The 16,997-nt window shown below is 29.8% G+C and carries 14 protein-coding genes; 11 read left to right on the top strand and 3 right to left on the bottom strand.

Annotated features, from left to right (window positions below):
* The first annotated feature begins 1,670 nt into the window (after window positions 1–1,670).
* On the top strand, window positions 1,671–1,802 hold the full coding sequence (locus QMO72_RS14130) for a JAB domain-containing protein (RefSeq protein WP_433963173.1): 132 nt from the start codon (window positions 1,671–1,673) through the stop codon (window positions 1,800–1,802).
* Between the two features lie 689 nt (window positions 1,803–2,491).
* Window positions 2,492–3,469, top strand: coding sequence for a tRNA dihydrouridine synthase (locus QMO72_RS00405; RefSeq protein ID WP_103267882.1), 978 nt, complete (start codon window positions 2,492–2,494; stop codon window positions 3,467–3,469).
* A 445-nt stretch (window positions 3,470–3,914) separates the two neighbouring features.
* Here the strand turns inward: QMO72_RS00405 and QMO72_RS00400 are convergent, their stop codons facing one another.
* The gene (locus tag QMO72_RS00400) at window positions 3,915–4,907 is read right to left on the bottom strand and encodes an HNH endonuclease (RefSeq protein ID WP_103267883.1); all 993 of its coding nucleotides are present in this window, start codon (window positions 4,905–4,907) and stop codon (window positions 3,915–3,917) included.
* 353 nt (window positions 4,908–5,260) lie between these two features.
* On the opposite strand from QMO72_RS00400, the gene QMO72_RS00395 reads away from it, so the two are divergent.
* The 9 genes from QMO72_RS00395 (at window position 5,261) to QMO72_RS00355 (ending at window position 14,098) form a co-directional block, all read left to right on the top strand.
* Window positions 5,261–6,514, top strand: coding sequence for an ATP-grasp domain-containing protein (locus QMO72_RS00395; protein WP_073505277.1), 1,254 nt, complete (start codon window positions 5,261–5,263; stop codon window positions 6,512–6,514).
* Complete coding sequence (locus QMO72_RS00390; protein WP_103267884.1) at window positions 6,507–7,628, top strand: MFS transporter; 1,122 nt, start codon at window positions 6,507–6,509, stop codon at window positions 7,626–7,628. The genes QMO72_RS00395 and QMO72_RS00390 overlap by 8 nt, the downstream gene beginning before the upstream one ends.
* Complete coding sequence (locus QMO72_RS00385; protein WP_103267885.1) at window positions 7,609–8,904, top strand: tetratricopeptide repeat protein; 1,296 nt, start codon at window positions 7,609–7,611, stop codon at window positions 8,902–8,904. The genes QMO72_RS00390 and QMO72_RS00385 overlap by 20 nt, the downstream gene beginning before the upstream one ends.
* Window positions 8,894–9,919, top strand: a complete 1,026-nt coding sequence (locus QMO72_RS00380) for a class I SAM-dependent methyltransferase (protein ID WP_103267886.1) — start codon at window positions 8,894–8,896, stop codon at window positions 9,917–9,919. The genes QMO72_RS00385 and QMO72_RS00380 overlap by 11 nt, the downstream gene beginning before the upstream one ends.
* A gap of 128 nt (window positions 9,920–10,047) precedes the next feature.
* Window positions 10,048–10,590, top strand: a complete 543-nt coding sequence (locus QMO72_RS00375; RefSeq protein WP_285322612.1) for a PadR family transcriptional regulator — start codon at window positions 10,048–10,050, stop codon at window positions 10,588–10,590.
* On the top strand, window positions 10,587–11,027 hold the full coding sequence (locus QMO72_RS00370; protein ID WP_103267853.1) for a DoxX family protein: 441 nt from the start codon (window positions 10,587–10,589) through the stop codon (window positions 11,025–11,027). Before QMO72_RS00375 ends, QMO72_RS00370 begins: the two co-directional genes overlap by 4 nt.
* A 255-nt stretch (window positions 11,028–11,282) precedes the next feature.
* Window positions 11,283–11,876: a recombinase family protein gene (locus tag QMO72_RS00365; protein WP_103267852.1), complete on the top strand. Its 594-nt coding sequence runs from the start codon at window positions 11,283–11,285 to the stop codon at window positions 11,874–11,876.
* A complete protein-coding gene (locus tag QMO72_RS00360; RefSeq protein WP_103267851.1) occupies window positions 11,848–13,290 on the top strand; it encodes a TnsB C-terminal domain-containing protein in 1,443 nt (480 codons plus the stop codon). Before QMO72_RS00365 ends, QMO72_RS00360 begins: the two co-directional genes overlap by 29 nt.
* Window positions 13,283–14,098 carry an AAA family ATPase gene (locus tag QMO72_RS00355; RefSeq protein ID WP_000164962.1) on the top strand — a complete coding sequence of 272 codons (816 nt, stop codon included), beginning with the start codon at window positions 13,283–13,285 and terminating at the stop codon, window positions 14,096–14,098. Before QMO72_RS00360 ends, QMO72_RS00355 begins: the two co-directional genes overlap by 8 nt.
* A gap of 292 nt (window positions 14,099–14,390) precedes the next feature.
* Here the strand turns inward: QMO72_RS00355 and QMO72_RS00350 are convergent, their stop codons facing one another.
* A complete protein-coding gene (locus QMO72_RS00350) occupies window positions 14,391–15,755 on the bottom strand; it encodes a nucleotide-binding domain-containing protein (protein WP_103268187.1) in 1,365 nt (454 codons plus the stop codon).
* A 14-nt stretch (window positions 15,756–15,769) separates the two neighbouring features.
* A complete protein-coding gene (locus tag QMO72_RS00345; protein WP_103268188.1) occupies window positions 15,770–16,858 on the bottom strand; it encodes an SAVED domain-containing protein in 1,089 nt (362 codons plus the stop codon).
* Between the last annotated feature and the right edge of the window lie 139 nt (window positions 16,859–16,997).

The following is a 16,997-nucleotide window of genomic DNA, read 5'->3' as shown; positions in this document are numbered from 1 at the left end:
AAAAGGTTTATAATTTTCTAATATCTTTTGATAAAATTAGGTGTTAAATAAGATTTTGAATACTATATTCAATTTTTAGCTCGTCAATATAATCTTGAGTTAAAAAATACAACTTCTGCTAAACTTTATTGAAATTAAATTCTTTAATTTTCTTAATCTCATTTCCTTTAGAATAAATCCTCTTATTTCTATAATTATTCTCAAATAAGTCTAATATGTAAACTATTGCGTTTACTTTATATTTCAAAAGAGCTAATTTTACGACAGTAATTGAAGAAAATATTTCAAACTTATTCTCTTTTTTCTTAACTTTAAAAGTCTTTATTTAAAAAATAAAATTAATCATATACTATGGTTTTAGTATCTAAAGTTAACTAAATATACATGATTCATTCTTATAACTCCAATTCTTCATCTTCTACTGAATAATCCTCTAATATCTCATTTATTTCTTTATTTTTAATATATATAACACCAAATACAACCATCGTAAAAAATAACACTCTTTTCATTTTACTCTCCCACTTTCTCTCCAAAAACTATTTTTAGAACTCTTTTATATGTATTACTATCTTCTAAATTGAAGAATCTTTATATTCTTCATTCACTTTATTAATCCTTTTTATAGACTCTATAAGCTCATCGCTTGAAAGTAACAATGGTACAGGAAATTTCTTATTCCCATCTATATAAAATCCTCACAACATATTTTATAATTATACAAATCATATGTGTAAAAAAAATAGTTTTTTAAGTATAGAATCATCAAAAAATAATAAATAATTAACATATCACTAACTATGTAAAAATCATTTATATAACTATATTTTGAAAATAATATGCAAATACTTCATAACCAGTTAAATCAATATTAGTTGAAATAAAATAACGCATTCTTAATGCAACGACATGATTTTCTCCCAATTCTTTTCTCAATCGTTACGAATAAAGTTGCATTTAAATTTATAATTCTCTGCTGAGTATAATTCATTATTTCTCAATGTCAGTACATATAAAATAGCTTTTTGACCTAGGCCATCCTAACTTTTCTTTAAATAACCTTTATATGCTTTAGTTTGATTATTTCAAATATCGTTTCTGGAATATCCACGAGTTAGTATATTCTCTTTTGGATACATAAAAGTTCTTCAACTATGCCAGTCTGCTGCAATCAAATAATCCCAATTCCTAGTATGTATTCATCTTTCGCCTTCTCGATACCTAAATTTCTATAATCAGATAATATATCTGATTCATTTTAATATCACTCGCTTTCAAACTATGCTCGCTTATTAGATTTATAAGCTTTTCTGGTTCATTTTGTAAAACAAAACTTTACATTTCAAGCACCTTCGTTATAACGAAATAATCATTGCTAATTGAAAATTTCGTAATTTCCCCTCTTTCCAAATTGTGAGTAAAATTGTTTATACAGACATGCAACTATATTTCCCTCAACAATATATATTGTAACTATTTTCAAAATTAAAAACAATAGGCGAAAACCATTTGTAATTATGCCAAAAAACCAATATTGTTTCACTACAAATAATAAAAAAGATACATTAAGTTATCTAAAAAGCATATTTAAAATCTTGAAGACGCAGCAGAAATGATACAGCCATCTATTCGAAATAGTGTACGACAGAATCTCATTCTCATATGCATAAATAGTAAAAACGAATCAACACAGATTTAAAACGGCTTTACTCAGTATCATAAATAGTATTATTTTAGGTCATAATCATCCAAGTGATAATGTGACATACTCTACCGAATATATAAATATACCTAATGTTTAATGCTCATCAGTAAAATAATGAGATTTTATTTTATAACCATGTCATTTCCTAGAAAATAAATCTTATTTAATTAGGCTTTATGATTTAAAATTCGAAGTTTAGGAACATTTTGTCACTGGCACTGATATTCTACTGTTTAATATTTATTAAGACATTTTTATAGCAATGTTCTTAGTTAATAAATGTTGTTCACAACTTTCCTTAAATGTACTAAGGATTGACTTATTTTTGCAAACCAATTTTGTAATATATAATTTAAAGCAGGTGACGAATTGACATCGATTATTTTTATTGATCATTTTTCAAATATAAATTAATACATTTAAATGCGTAATTGCCCTGATTTTCCAAATATTATTTAGCGTTTTTTAAATATGAGCTGTTGTGCGTCATTCTAATTTGCATATACTTAATTAGTTCGCTACAGTATTTTCTATCTATGCTGCTACAATTACTCGTGATTTTTTGAAGCAATCTTGGGTCACTGTAAATAATTAAAGGGAATTATTTGTTTTAGCCTTCATTGGTAGCGTCGCCATAGTCCTAATTCTCCTTTTAGACTACTGAGAGACATCCCTCCATTAAGGCAGTGACGAGTCAATATCCTTTTGTGTAAGTTGTCAATTTATGGTAATATCATCATGGATAAAAAGTCGATATATTAATAGAAAAGAAGGTTTAAATATATTATGAAAGAAAATTTTTGGCGTGACTTACCACGTCCATTTTTTATTTTGGCGCCTATGGAAGACGTTACCGATATCGTCTTTCGCCATGTTGTTAGTGAAGCAGGTAGACCTGATGTATTTTTCACTGAATTTACAAACACTGAAAGCTTTTGTCACCCTGAAGGTATACACAGTGTTCGCGGACGCTTAACATTCAGTGAAGATGAACAGCCTATGGTCGCTCATATATGGGGGGACAAGCCAGAGCATTTCCGAGAAATGAGTATCGGTATGGCAGAGATGGGCTTTAAAGGCATTGATTTAAATATGGGCTGTCCAGTAGCTAATGTTGCAAGCAAAGGTAAAGGTTCTGGCCTGATTCTACGACCTGAAACCGCAGCCGAAATTATTCAAGCAACTAAAGCAGGCGGCCTACCGGTAAGTGTTAAAACTCGTCTCGGTTATTATGAAATAGACGAGTGGAAAGATTGGTTAAAACACGTCTTCGAACAAGACATTGCAAACTTATCTATCCATCTCCGTACGCGCAAAGAGATGAGTAAAGTAGATGCACATTGGGAATTAATCGAAGCAGTCAAAAAATTACGCGACGACATTGCTCCAAATACATTGTTAACTATTAACGGTGATATTCCAGACAGAAAAACGGGCCTTGAACTTGCAGAAAAATATGGCATTGATGGTGTAATGATTGGCAGAGGTATTTTTCATAATCCCTATGCCTTTGAAAAAGAACCACGCGAACATACGAATAAAGAACTATTAGGCCTATTGAGATTACATCTAGCATTGTTCAAAAAATATTCCAAAGATGAAGCTCGACTATTCAAACCCCTACGCAGATTCTTTAAAATTTACGTACGTGGCATGAGAGGCGCTAGTGAACTCCGCCATCAATTGATGCATACAAATACGACAGACGAAGCGCTCGCATTGCTCGATGCCTTTGAAGCCCAAATGGACGACATAAAATCATAAGGCGTACCGTTTCGCCTTGAGCATTTGCACTAATGCTACTAAAGCCAATTAGTGGTAGTAAAATAAAGACCCCTCCGAATTTTTCATATTAATATGAATGGATTCGGAGGGGGTTTTTTATAAAAAATTGGCGTGTTGTTAGCAGGACAATTAACATTAATTCATTCATCAAATTATTATTGGTTAGCAATAGTACTGCCTATAATGCTGATAAGTTTAAGACAGGGATGGATGCTTACACCACCTACAAATGATGATATTTATATATGTTGATAACAAAATAGCATATGCAACAAGTAGCATGACTCGTTAATAGTATCTAATTCATCGGTTATATTACTAGAATCAGATGGCTGAACTTCTATAATTCAGTTTATATGGGTTCCTAATCCAGCTAAAAATTACAAACCTTGCTGCGATTCATCATTAGATAGTATTATTTGCTTTATTTATAATAAATATATAATTGTTCTAAATCTATGAAAATGCCATATTTACTTAACTGATCTTGTCTATCAAGTAATAATTTTTCTAATATTTCTTTTTTCTCCTCTAACCTTCCATAATGAATCAGGTTATGGCAATGGCTACACAAGGAAACAATATTTTCTTTAACGTCTAGGCTTCTATCGAACTCTCGATACTTACTTATTGGAATTAGATGATGAGGCTCAGTATATTCCTTACCATTTTTTCTAGTAAATGTTCTATCTTCTGGATTATATTCACACTTATAATCAGCTAATATTAGAGCTGCCACTGCCTTTTTAGGATTTCTTTTAGGGATTTCTCTTCCAGTTGAATTAGAAATCGTTGTTGTTTGCGGTTCAAATTTCGATGTCTCTGAATCGATTTGAGCTTCATTTATTTTATTCTCTAAGTCTATATTGATTAAATCTTTTTCCACTTGATCATATTCTGGATTTTTTTCATCTACAATTTCACTCAATGCTCCTTTTAAATGTAGTAATACTTCAGGATTCTCTTGAATTTCAATCGCTTTTTCTAGAATAAATACCGCATGCTCTTCAGCTAAATTACACATGTATTGCTGCTTTCCTTTACCATCCACCCCAAAAGCACTATCTTTCATATAATTGTCTATAAGCCACTGTCTAAAATCAGCAGTGCTTATATTTACGTCAAAAGGATAATAGATTAATTGAACAAGATATCCTTCGTTATTCCATAAACTTGATGATTCATCTTGCATAAGCTCACTAGGTTGATTTGCTTCCTCACAGTCGTCTTTAGCAACGCTTATGGCAACTACTTTACCATTTTGATTATGGAGGATAAAATCACCTTTTTTAATTTTTGTCATGTTACTATATCCAGCATTCTTTTTCCCATTCTTAGTTAATTGAGGTGACCACACGTAGCCACCCTTTCTTTCTATATCATACGTTAAACCTTGAAACACATAAAAAACAGCCATATATTCTCCCTTTTATAGGAACACATACTAAAACATATCCCAATTATTACTTTTTTAAAAATTAATATTTATCTCTATTACTAATTTAATGTTTTTATTATTTCTATTTTAACTGAAATTATGTAAAAACGGAATTTCATTGTCACAACAAGAATTATAGCTAATTATATTTGAATATAAATTTCTCTAATATGTAATCCTTACTGAAATTAATTCACTATATTTTAAAGCTAACATCTTCTAAGAAGTATCTATATAGGTATTCTACAATTCATTTCTCTAGTATTTTATAACTTAAATTTATATGGTATTATTTTTATATAATAAACATTTCATAAAATGAGGAGGCTAATATGAAAGCATATCTATTGTTGTTAGGTGCAGATCAATTTCTTAGAGAACGGTCTTATGCAGGAGGTAAAGCAATCGGAGATTTTCAAATTTGGACAGCTATTAAAAATGCGAAATACCAATATAATTCATATTTTGATTATTGTATAAATGCCAATCCTTTAAGCTATGAAGATTTAAAAAATGAAATAGCTTATCATAAATCTCAAGGTTACGAACCAAAAGCTATCGTTCCTTTAAATGATTGGACGCTAAAAGTAGCCAACAGACTAAATCAAGACTACGGTTTGCCTTACCTTGAGGAACAAGTTATCGATGCATGTAGAAATAAAAGCATCATGAAATCAATATTTAAAAAAGTTAATATTCCCACACCAAAGTCTATGTATTTTGATAATGCTTTACAATTAAAGCAGCTAATGAATGAATTCAATTTTCCAGTAATTATAAAGCCAGTTGATTTTGGAGGTAGTGGCGGTGTTTACTTAGCCAATAACAAACAAGAATGTATGGACGCCTATACTAAATCGAAACAAACGATGGAGATTTATGCAGATGACTTTCAAGTATCTAAAAATGAATTCCTAATCGAAGAATTTATTGATAGTGATGACGAAGTTTCAGTTGAAGTATTGTGCGGCCACAATTTCTATGAAGTTATTACTGTTACAGAGAAATATTTATCACCTCGACCGTGGTTTACAGAAATGGGGCATTTAGTTCCCAGTTTCAGGTATAAAGATAAAAATATTAAAGATCTTGCAATACAAGTGTGTAAATCTTTAGGTATTACGCGTGGCGTCGCTCATGTTGAAATAAAAATAAAAGACAACAACCTCTATGTTATAGAAGCTGCAGCTAGACCTGGTGGCGATGCTATTATGGATTTAGTCGAATCTTCTTATGACATTAACCCCTACAGACTTCATATATCCATGTATATAAATAATGAAGTAAAGCCTACACATGCATTTACGCCCAAAAAAGCATCTGCCATAGCATTTATGAAAGCACAAAAAGGTAAGATAATGCACATTAATTATCCAGATGTATCAAAAGATACCGAAATCAAAAAAATAAATGTATTTAAAAATGTTGGGGATAACGTAACTGATCCTGAAAATTGGAGTAATCGTGAGGGGCTTATTCAATTTAACTGGCCTGAGTTACCAACTACAAAAACATACAGACATATTCACAAAGCCAATGAATTAGCAAATAAAATTTTTGATTGCAGTGATGCTCACAATGACTAATTATTTAACCATTACTGCACTATACCGATTTATCTGTGGTGGTTTAATCCTCATTATAAATTGGGAACTAGCAAACCCTGAATCTACCAGTGAGTTAGCAATTGCTACAATTCTTTCATTTGTTCCAGCAATATTCACTCCATTTCTAATAAAGTTATTCTTTAAAAATTATTCAGGTGATAGCCTTACAAAATTATCTTTCTTAATACTATTTTATATAGTCATTGTCATAACGATATGCTATCAAAATGCACTGCAATTAATTATTCTAAATTTTGCTTTATGGATTGTATTTTTTCTGTTGGAAACAAGTTTAGAATTTTGGTTTTCACAATTAGTCGAAAAGAAAAGTGAACTATTTATTAACCAGTATAGTTCCCTTTCAATGACAATAAATCAAGTTGCATTAATGATAGGTCCTTTATTTGCTTCAGTAATCATTAAATTTATTGCGCTTCGTTGGATATTTTTAATGTATTCCTTGACCTATCTACTTCTTTACTTTGCCATTAGGAAACAAAATAAGGGTAATAAGCTTCTTTCCAAGGGTGATGAAGTACATAATAAAAAATCTGTAAAATTCACACATTACTTCATAAGTATGCTTATGTGGCCAATATTAGGAACTATCAACTTCATGTTGCCTACCTTTACAAGTTTTAAGAGTGGAGAAGTTCATGAAGTCGCACTATTGGACTGTGCTTTAGGTCTAGGAATGGCTTTGATTGGGATGATACTCAGTAAATTTCTATCCAATAATTGGTTGCACTTACTCTTTATTGTAAGTATTTCTATCACTGTCTTGTGGTATTTGGCTGAAGACGCGTTTGTAGTTAAATTGCTATTAATGTTATTATTCGGTTTCACTTTCGGCGGCGCTAGAATTATTTTCAGGAAAACCATTGTTACAGCATACTCGAGTCATACTGTAAAACACATTTATTCCCTGGGAAATGCTCTAGGCCTTCCAGTTCTTGCACTCTGTATTTATCTAAGTATATTAAATTTAAACTTTGTTTGGTTACCATCATTTATTTTATTAATTGTCTTAATACTTTTGTTGAAAATTGACCATCACGAAAGGACCACTACGAATGAAAAATTATTTAATTGAAAGTAAAGATATTTATAACAATGTATACTTCTCACAACAAGAAATTAATATCGAAAAATTATATGATCAACTTTATGGAATGATTGAACCAATTGATTACATAAATATTAAAAATCAAGATATATTTCTACTACAACTACAAACAATTGAATATTTAAATAGTATGGAAAAAAGAAAACATAATAAGGCATTAGAGAATTTGAAAATTTTAAATACCAATTCAATAGAAAATAGCGATATTTTACTTTTAAATAATGCCTTAGAAAAACAAGCAACTTGTCAATACACTGACGCTCACCAAAAATATAGAGAACTACTTAATAATAACCCGAAAAACCGACTTGCTTTCTTTGCACTTCATATAATGGAATTTAATCTTGGGTGGCAAAAAAGCATGCTTGAAACATCACAAATTGTAGTTAATTCTTTTAAAAATACAAACCACTCTTTTTATGGATATAGCAAAGGTATTGAATCATTTTCTTTAATTGAAAATGGGTTCTTTGAAGAAGCAAAAGACGCAGCTGAAATTGCGCTTAGAATAAATCCTAAAGATGTATATTCAATACATGCTATGTGTCATTATTTTTATGAAACAGGGAAATACCAAGAAGGCATATTATGGATGGAAAAAATGAAACAACATTGGCATTGTAATAAGGGGATGAGAATTCACGTATGGTGGCATTTAGCAGTATTTCATTTATTCAACTTAGACTTTAAAGAAGTTAAACAAATTATGACAAATGAAATAATGTGCAAAAGCGTTGAAAATGGGTTTGAAGATTTAGATATCACTGCTCTGCTTTGGAGATTACACTTATTAGATAAAATTGACATTATTCCATATAAGTCATTGAACAATTGGGACGATTATTTAAATAATAGCCATTTTATTTTCAATGATTTACACGCTTTAATAGCCTATATGTTAAAAGACGAAAAGGAAAAAATTGAGTCTCTTATCCAACAAGTAAGAGAAAGAAGATATAATACAATTAGTTATGAACAATTAAATCTATTGAATGGTTTTTACGATTTTGCTAAACAAAATTATTCTGAAGCTTCTAAAAAATTATTTCCTCTGTTAAATAATACAAATTTCGGGGGAAGTAATGCTCAAAGAGATATTATTCCTTTCACGCTCTACTTTTCATTATTAAAATCTAATAATTTAGATGAAGCTCGAAAATTATTAGACACTTGCAGAGCATTTAAACACCCTTCTAAATTAAAAGAAAAACTTTTGTCTTACTTAGAAGGTGATGATCATTAACACTCCACAATTTATAGAAAATAATGATTTACGTATTTTCAAAATAACTAGTGATACAGAGAATAATTTAACTGTTGAAAATGGTCGTTTGGTCATAATAGAATCTTCTAATAAAAATAAAGTATCACAACCATTTCTTATTGGTGTCGGAGAAAGGTTTGAAATTCATAAAAATAAAAAGTATTTTATAAAATCATTAGTGCCCAATACACGTATTTCATTTTCAAATCACTTTAATCTAGCTAAAGAAGATGATGAACATATTCAAAAACTATTTACTGATATCGATGACTACTATTTTGGTTACGAAGAAAGATATAAAAAAGTTTATGATATTGGTGCTGATTTATGGGAAACAGGAAAGCCAAATAAATCATTGTTAAAGGCTTTTCGAAAATTCCCGAATATATTTAAAGGTAAAGTTATAGATTTAGGATGTGGTGAAGGAAGGGATACCATTTTCTTATACCAACAAAACATTGATATACAAGGTATCGATATTTCTCACAGTGCGATTGAAAAAGCAAAAGAAAAAATCGGAAATTTTAATGAAGAAAAATCTATATTTAGCACTGGAAATGTTCTTTATTTAAATAGATATGAAGACAAAACTTTCGACTTAGCTATGAATATGGGTTGCCTGCACATGATTAATAAAAATTCAGATAGATTAAGTCATCTACAAAATGTTTCAAGAATTTTAAAAACCGGCGGCTACTTCTTAGTTGATCATTGTAAATCAGAATGGGGAAAAGGATTTCATACAATAGAAGATTATGAACAAGTTAAAGAACAATTAAAAGATTTTCATAAAGAAAACTATATAGATAGAATAGTCCGAGTAAATGGAGAAAAAATAAAAATACCATTAAAAGTTATTCCTTATTTAGAAAAGTCAAAGACAGATCTAATAAAAGAAATTACATGCTTTGGATTCGAAGTAGTAGAAACTTTTGAAACAGATACAGAATCCTTTGGTAACTCTACATTAGTACTATTCAGAAAAACGCCTTAATCGTGTTTGTCACTTTACTTGATATATGAGAATATTTTCGCCTAATAAAATGAAAATTATCAACGCTTGCTATATATAGTAAATTTAGATAAAATAACTATATCAAAATGATATAGTGGGTGGCGAAATTGAATTCTAATAAATATATTATCTTAGGACTATTATCTCAAAGTTCAAAGAGTGGGTATGAAATTAAAAAAGTCATTGATGAAAATTTTAATTTCTACTGGAAAATTGGATATAATCAAATTTATCCTTATCTACAAGACTTAAAGTACAGTGGTTTAGTAAAAGTAAATAATAAAAAAAGTGATAAAGGACCTAATCAAAATATTTACATATTAACTGATAAAGGTTTAGAAATATTTCTAAATTGGCTCAATACTGAAATTAAAAAATGGCCAACTTTTAAGAATGAAGTTTTGGTTAAGCTAAATTTCGGTTCTATATTAGATAAAAATGAAAATATTAAATTAATTGAGGATTATAAAAAAGTTATCACCAAACGTTTAAATATAATAAAAACAATTCAACTCAATATACAAAAGTATTGGAAAAATCATGAGAATTTTATTTTCTGGGATATGATTATTGATTATGGCATTAATATTAGTTTAGCTGAACTTAATTGGTGTAAAAAATCTATTAAAAGAATTGAGGGATGTTTATGATTACATTGATAATATACATAATTGGTGGCGTTATTGGTTTATTAATTTATTTTATATTTGGAGGAAACTCATTGATATATTCTTTTGCACAGTTTTCAATTTTTCTTTCTTTTCTATATACTTTTATCGGAAGGTTACTACCAAATGTTAGATATAGTTTGGTTCAAATGGTTCCATCAAAACTTCCATTTCCAACTTTCATTGTGTATTCAACTGGATTACTAGAATTAGTGATTGCTATTGGAATACTATTTGAACAGACACAAAGTTTTTCAAGTATTATAGGAATTATATTATGCATTTCTTTATTCCCTGCTAATGTGAAAGCTTATAAGGAAGGTGTAAGATTAAATGGAAATGAACCGACAAACGTTTGGTTAAGGTTAATAATACAAATTTTATTTATACTTTCATTTGTAATTATACTGAGAGGATAGTCATGAAAAAACTACTATTATGTTTATTAATACCTACGTTGTTTCTAAATAAATTTGTTATGAATATTAATATTACCTTTAGTAAAAAAAGAGTGTGCAGAAAATAACCATTTTCTGTACACTCTTCTTTTATGTCTAAATAAGTAAGAATTACATAGGATTATGTGTTCAAAAACCCAACAAAAAATCTATGTTCATAAAAGACCTTGTAATTAAGTTGTGGTACACTAAAGGTGTATATAGGAGGTTTGTATTTTGAAAATAGGTTATGCAAGAGTTTCAACTGGATTACAAAATTTAAATTTACAGGAGGATCGATTAAATACATATGGTTGTGAAAAGATATTTAATGACCATATGAGTGGTTCAAAAAGTAAAAGACCTGGTTTAGATAAAGCAATTGAATTTGCGAGGTCAGGAGATACGATTGTTGTTTGGAGATTAGATAGATTGGGACGTAATATGGAGGATTTAATCACATTAGTTAATGAACTTAACGAACGAGGTGTAAGTTTCCATAGTTTAGAAGAAAATATAACAATGGATAAATCAAGTTCAACTGGACAATTATTATTTCATTTATTCGCAGCATTTGCAGAATTTGAACGTAATTTAATTTTAGAGCGTTCTTCAGCTGGCCGAATTGCAGCACGTGCTAGAGGCCGATATGGAGGCAGACCCGAAAAATTAAATCAAAAAGATTTAAACTTACTTAAGACACTTTATGATAATGGCACGCCAATTAAGACAATTGCAGAACAGTGGCGTGTTTCACGTACAACAATTTATCGTTACCTCAATAAATTGGAGGACAAGGAAGATGAAAAACAAGGAGAAGTATCTAACTAATTTTTCTGAAGCCAAACGTAAAAAAGCTACTCAAAAGTACAATATTATAAAACCTTTTATCCTAGGCGAACAATCTTTATCAAGTATTTCTAAAAGTAAAGGGAATGCGTTAAGCACCCTTTATAGGTGGAATAAGTCATATAAAGAACAAGGACTTAAAGGACTAATCTATGCGACAAGAGCTGATAAAGGAACACGTAAAATAGAACCAAAGATAATTGATGAAATTGAACGCCTTGCGCTTATGAATAAAAGAAATAGTATTGCTACGATTCATAGGAAAATCGCTAATTATTGTATAGAGAATAATTTTGATAAACCAAGTTATAAACAAGTTTATAGTATTATTAAAGCAATGCCTAAGTCTGTTATTGATTTCTCTCACCAAGGTGAAAAATACTATCAAAATAAGTACGATTTAATACAAATAAGAGAATCCTCAAGACCCAATGAAATATGGCAAGCCGACCATACTTTGCTAGATATTTATATATTAGATCAAAAAGGTAATATCAATAGACCATGGCTAACCATTATTATGGATGACTATAGTCGTGCAATTGCAGGCTACTTTATAAGTTTTGATGCTCCTAATGCTCAAAACACAGCATTAACACTACACCAAGCAATATGGAATAAGAATGATACCAACTGGCCAGTGTGTGGTATACCCGAAAAATTCTATACAGATCACGGAAGTGACTTTACCTCAAATCACATGGAACAAGTCGCTATTGACTTGAAAATAAATTTGATGTTTTCAAAAGTTGGTGTCCCTCGTGGTCGCGGAAAAATAGAACGCTTTTTTCAGACAGTTAACCAAACTTTCCTAGAACAACTGCCTGGATATATAAACAATAATGATACTCCTAGTAATCTAATAGATTTTCACAATTTTGAAGAAAAATTACGTTACTTTTTAATTGAAGATTATAATCAAAAAGAACATAGTGCTATTCATACCACGCCTATCAGTCGTTGGAATAGTAATCACTTTTTCCCTAATATGCCAAGTAGCTTAGAACAACTTGATTTATTATTGTTGGAAATACCTAAATCTAGAAAAGTTCATTCAGATGGCGTTCATTTTCAAGGTTTTCGATACAGTAATACTAATCTAGCAGTTTATGTAGGTGAATATGTACTGATTCGTTATAACCCAAATGATATGGCTGAAATACGTGTGTTTTATAGAGATGAATTTCTTTGTACTGCTATATGTCCAGAAATAGCTGATTACTCCATAGATATAAAAGACATACAGCAAGCTCGTAGTCAGAGAAGAAAACACTTAAAACAAAATATTGCTAGTCCAAGTACCACGGAATTAATTAAGGAAGAAAAAAATTGTGGTTATTCACCTCAAGAAACGACTAAAAACGTCAAAAAATTAAAGAGGTATCGTAATGACTAAAAATCAGAATTTTATTGAAACGAAAGAGTATAAACGGTTTGCTGAATTTTGTGATGCTTGTATTAAATATCAGTATATTGGTATATGTTATGGTCAACCTGGTGTCGGAAAAACTTTATCGTCTAGATATTACACAAATTGGGATACTATTGAAAAACAAGTTAACCATAGAGGTTGGGAAGATTTAGCTAGTAAAACGACCGATGATATACTATCGGTGGATAAAATATTTTATACTGCACCAGCAGAAAAACAAACTAAATTAAGAAATGATTTATATAGTATTACTGCAAGCATTGATTTGGGGCAAAAATTACATGTTGTAAATAAGTATGGACATGAACATAGTAAACATTATAGTGATATGTTTAAATATATTGATTTAATTATAGTAGATGAGATTGATCGTCTTAAAGTGCAACATTTAGAGCAATTAAGAGCTATTTATGATGAACATAATTTAGCAATGATATTTATTGGTATGCCAGGTATTGAGAAGAAATTATCTCGTTATCCTCAATTATATTCGCGCATAGGTTTTGCGCATGAATTTGATAATCTAAGCAAAGATGAAACGCATCATATATTAGAATATAAGTGGCAAGATTTAGGATTTGATTTAAAACTCGAAGATTTTACTGATTATGAGGCAATAACAACGATTATTAAAATTACAAAAGGGAATTTTAGGCTGATTCATCGTTTATTTGCGCAGATAGATAGAATTATGGATATAAATGGTTTAGATAAAATAAGTACAGAAGTCGTAGAAACAGCTAGAGACAGTTTAGTTATAGGTATTCGATAATAGAAAAAGCAACGCATTTTAATATAGTGCGTTGCTTTTCTCATTTATTAGGTGAAGTCATTCTCATATATCAAGTAAAGTGACACGTGTTAAGCAGTAAAAAAAGACTGTATTAAAACATGATTTTTTGACATTTATGATACTTTGTTTATAACACAAGTATAGAGACTAAAATACGTAAGAAAACCCTCTAACTTTTATAGTAAGAGGGTTTGTGTCAAAAATGAACGTTTTAAAATTTGGTAGGAAAATACTAGACTCTTCTTTCAATAAACCATAGAAACTAATTTTGTTAAGTGATTGGTACATCTATTTTTGCTTTAGCCACACAGATCCCATTCTTCACAATATAACACGCTACAAAGTGTTCTCCTTTAAATTGGGTATTCTCAGTATGAGTTTCTGAATTAGTTTTAACTATTTGACCACGTATCTGGTTTCTCTTTTTTGCTTCTACTCCTCTATTTTTCACTTTCCAATATACATCGTATGGTTTAGGTACGGTATTAGATTTTATAAAAATTTTCAATTTTTTTCTGGGGGATAGACATTTACCTTGTCTCAACATATTAGTCAAAGTATCTATTCTATAACCGTTTTGCTCTACATAACATTCTAAAGTCAATTGAAATTTATTTTCTACTGAGAAAAAATGTTCAATAAATTCTTCACTTTCATCAAAAGTATTCTCAGAATTAGATTTTACAAGCCTTAGAATTTCTGATTTGTTTAAGTTTTTAGCGTTATCATACTGTTCTTGCCAATAGCTATGATAGAAAAAATCACGCCAAGCTTCAATAGCTTGCTTATAGCTACAATCTTCTTTAAAGAGCACATTTAGTTTATTAATATGTTCAGTTAGTCTTTCTCGGAGTCTTTCAAGTCTATCATCATCTTTTTTTATAAGTTTTAGATTTTGATTTTTATCTGTGGGATTATAAACTTCCTTATAATTAGCCAATCTATCACAAACTAATTTGATTGTTTGGTAGAACATACTATCTATTCTATTATCATCTTCAAAACACTCATTCACTAACACTGACTGAACCAGACCTCCAGGCATGACCCAAGCCTCTCTAGATTTACAAAACATCTTTAACAGCCTAACAACAATTCTTAATTTTTGCTCTTTTTCTCTATTTGATTCTATAAACCACTTTGTTATCGATCTAGGGTCCCTTTTTCTCCATTCGCTACCACAATGTTCATACTCAAAATCTCCAAAAATATTTTTACTTCTACGATAGATAGCAAAGTCTACATGATATCCTTCTTCGTAAGAAATTCTTACACAATTAGTTTTTGCTTCTGGCTCCACCTTAAATTGTTTACTTTTTTTCTTTAAAGCATTCTTCACTATATTTTTTGTCGATGTAGTTCCTTCTGGAAGGTTGTCCTCTTCGAATACTATGGCCACATCAATGTCATAGTCACTACTTTCGTTTTGAATAATTGTTGACATAGCTACACTGCCTTGTGTAATCGTTTCAACCACCTTATAGCTTGTGTCTTTCTCAGAATTATACTCTTCAAGTCCCTCTTTTAACCTGTCTATATTAATATTTCTAAATCTAAACAATTCTTTTTTTCTTTCACCTTCAAGCATTACATGATGGTTATAAAAAGTTTTGAGTTTACTTTCAATATTATACATTCTTTCCCCCAATATTATACTATAATTTTCCCTTTATTCTCTCCGTTCATAGTAATCCCCCATGGATAATTCTTATCTTGTTTTATATCAAAAAAGTAACAAATGATTTCAACCATCCTTTGGTCATCGACTCTTTTACCAATCTCCAATGCTAAGCTACTTTGAGACGAAACTAAAAGGTGTATCTTTTTAAAAGAGGCCGAAGCAGAAATGTCTTCTATAGTTGTTGCGACTTTTTGGGCATATTCTATCAATTGTGATCTATATTTAATTGCATTATCTTTAGGTTCATCAATATATAATTCAATTTTTTTTGCATTGCTAAATTGTTTCATCTGTTCTAAAGTAATTTTCTTAGTAATTGAAACTGCTATAACTATCTCATTAGTATTGGAATCGTTCTGCTTTAAACACTCTTCCTTCTTCATTTGAGGATATTCTCCCCCTTTTTTTAACTTATAGAATTTGTCACTTTGAATCTTATCATATTCAAAGTACTCATCAATTTTTTCACGCTTTAAATGTAATCCCAACCACATTATGAAAGGTATAGGCGCTATACCAGTGTATCCTCTTTTAAAATTTCTACTCTCCAAACTAAATGAAATAGTCTTATCCTCTATGATTTCCAAAACTTCTTTATAGGAGTCTTTTATTTGGTTTTTTTTATAAATTTTAATTAAATCGATTTCTCTTTCTTTAAATTCAAATGTAGATAAGCCTAAATCTTTGTTACTAGGTTCAATCCTTTTATTAAAATAAGCATTAATATTTAGAATAAATAGCTTGTTTTTTACAAAGTATGCTAAATATACCCCTACACACATTAATAAAAGCCCGGTGATTAATTGAACCCAATTGGTTTGTGAGAATGCTGAGTTTGTCTTTATAACCTCATCTACTGATTCACTTAAAACCGTCGTAATTGTTTGGTTTATATTACTCCACACATCGCCAAAAGAGCCAACCACCAGTGAAGATCCTATTGTAAGTAATATGGCTGAAACACCTTGTTCTTTCTTTTTTAATCTGAATTTATCTATTATAAAAAGTATACCAATAAATATTATTAAAATTACAGAAATAATTAAAATTGAATTCACTAAAGTCACCTCCTTTTGGCAAGTTGAATACTTCAGACATAGCATAAAGTACACACATCAATATCGGAATTTATATAATTGTTATTATAACTTTCTAAAATACTGAGTTTTGCTTTTTCAAAATTATTATTATCTTTTA

It is taken from the genome of Staphylococcus casei, from assembly GCF_030294405.1.
Taxonomy (GTDB): domain Bacteria; phylum Bacillota; class Bacilli; order Staphylococcales; family Staphylococcaceae; genus Staphylococcus; species Staphylococcus succinus.
Note: the sequence above shows the minus strand (reverse complement) of the source record. Positions and strands in the feature narration are given on the sequence as shown.

What these genes read in the sequence shown, in the direction of transcription:
- QMO72_RS00405 (WP_103267882.1), top strand. Translation starts at nt 2,492, where the DNA reads ATGAAAGAAAATTTTTGGCGTGACTTACCACGTCCATTTTTTATTTTG.
- QMO72_RS00400 (WP_103267883.1), bottom strand. Translation starts at nt 4,907, where the DNA reads ATGGCTGTTTTTTATGTGTTTCAAGGTTTAACGTATGATATAGAAAGA.
- QMO72_RS00395 (WP_073505277.1), top strand. Translation starts at nt 5,261, where the DNA reads ATGAAAGCATATCTATTGTTGTTAGGTGCAGATCAATTTCTTAGAGAA.
- QMO72_RS00390 (WP_103267884.1), top strand. Translation starts at nt 6,507, where the DNA reads ATGACTAATTATTTAACCATTACTGCACTATACCGATTTATCTGTGGT.
- QMO72_RS00385 (WP_103267885.1), top strand. Translation starts at nt 7,609, where the DNA reads ATGAAAAATTATTTAATTGAAAGTAAAGATATTTATAACAATGTATAC.
- QMO72_RS00380 (WP_103267886.1), top strand. Translation starts at nt 8,894, where the DNA reads ATGATCATTAACACTCCACAATTTATAGAAAATAATGATTTACGTATT.
- QMO72_RS00370 (WP_103267853.1), top strand. Translation starts at nt 10,587, where the DNA reads ATGATTACATTGATAATATACATAATTGGTGGCGTTATTGGTTTATTA.
- QMO72_RS00360 (WP_103267851.1), top strand. Translation starts at nt 11,848, where the DNA reads ATGAAAAACAAGGAGAAGTATCTAACTAATTTTTCTGAAGCCAAACGT.
- QMO72_RS00355 (WP_000164962.1), top strand. Translation starts at nt 13,283, where the DNA reads ATGACTAAAAATCAGAATTTTATTGAAACGAAAGAGTATAAACGGTTT.
- QMO72_RS00350 (WP_103268187.1), bottom strand. Translation starts at nt 15,755, where the DNA reads ATGTATAATATTGAAAGTAAACTCAAAACTTTTTATAACCATCATGTA.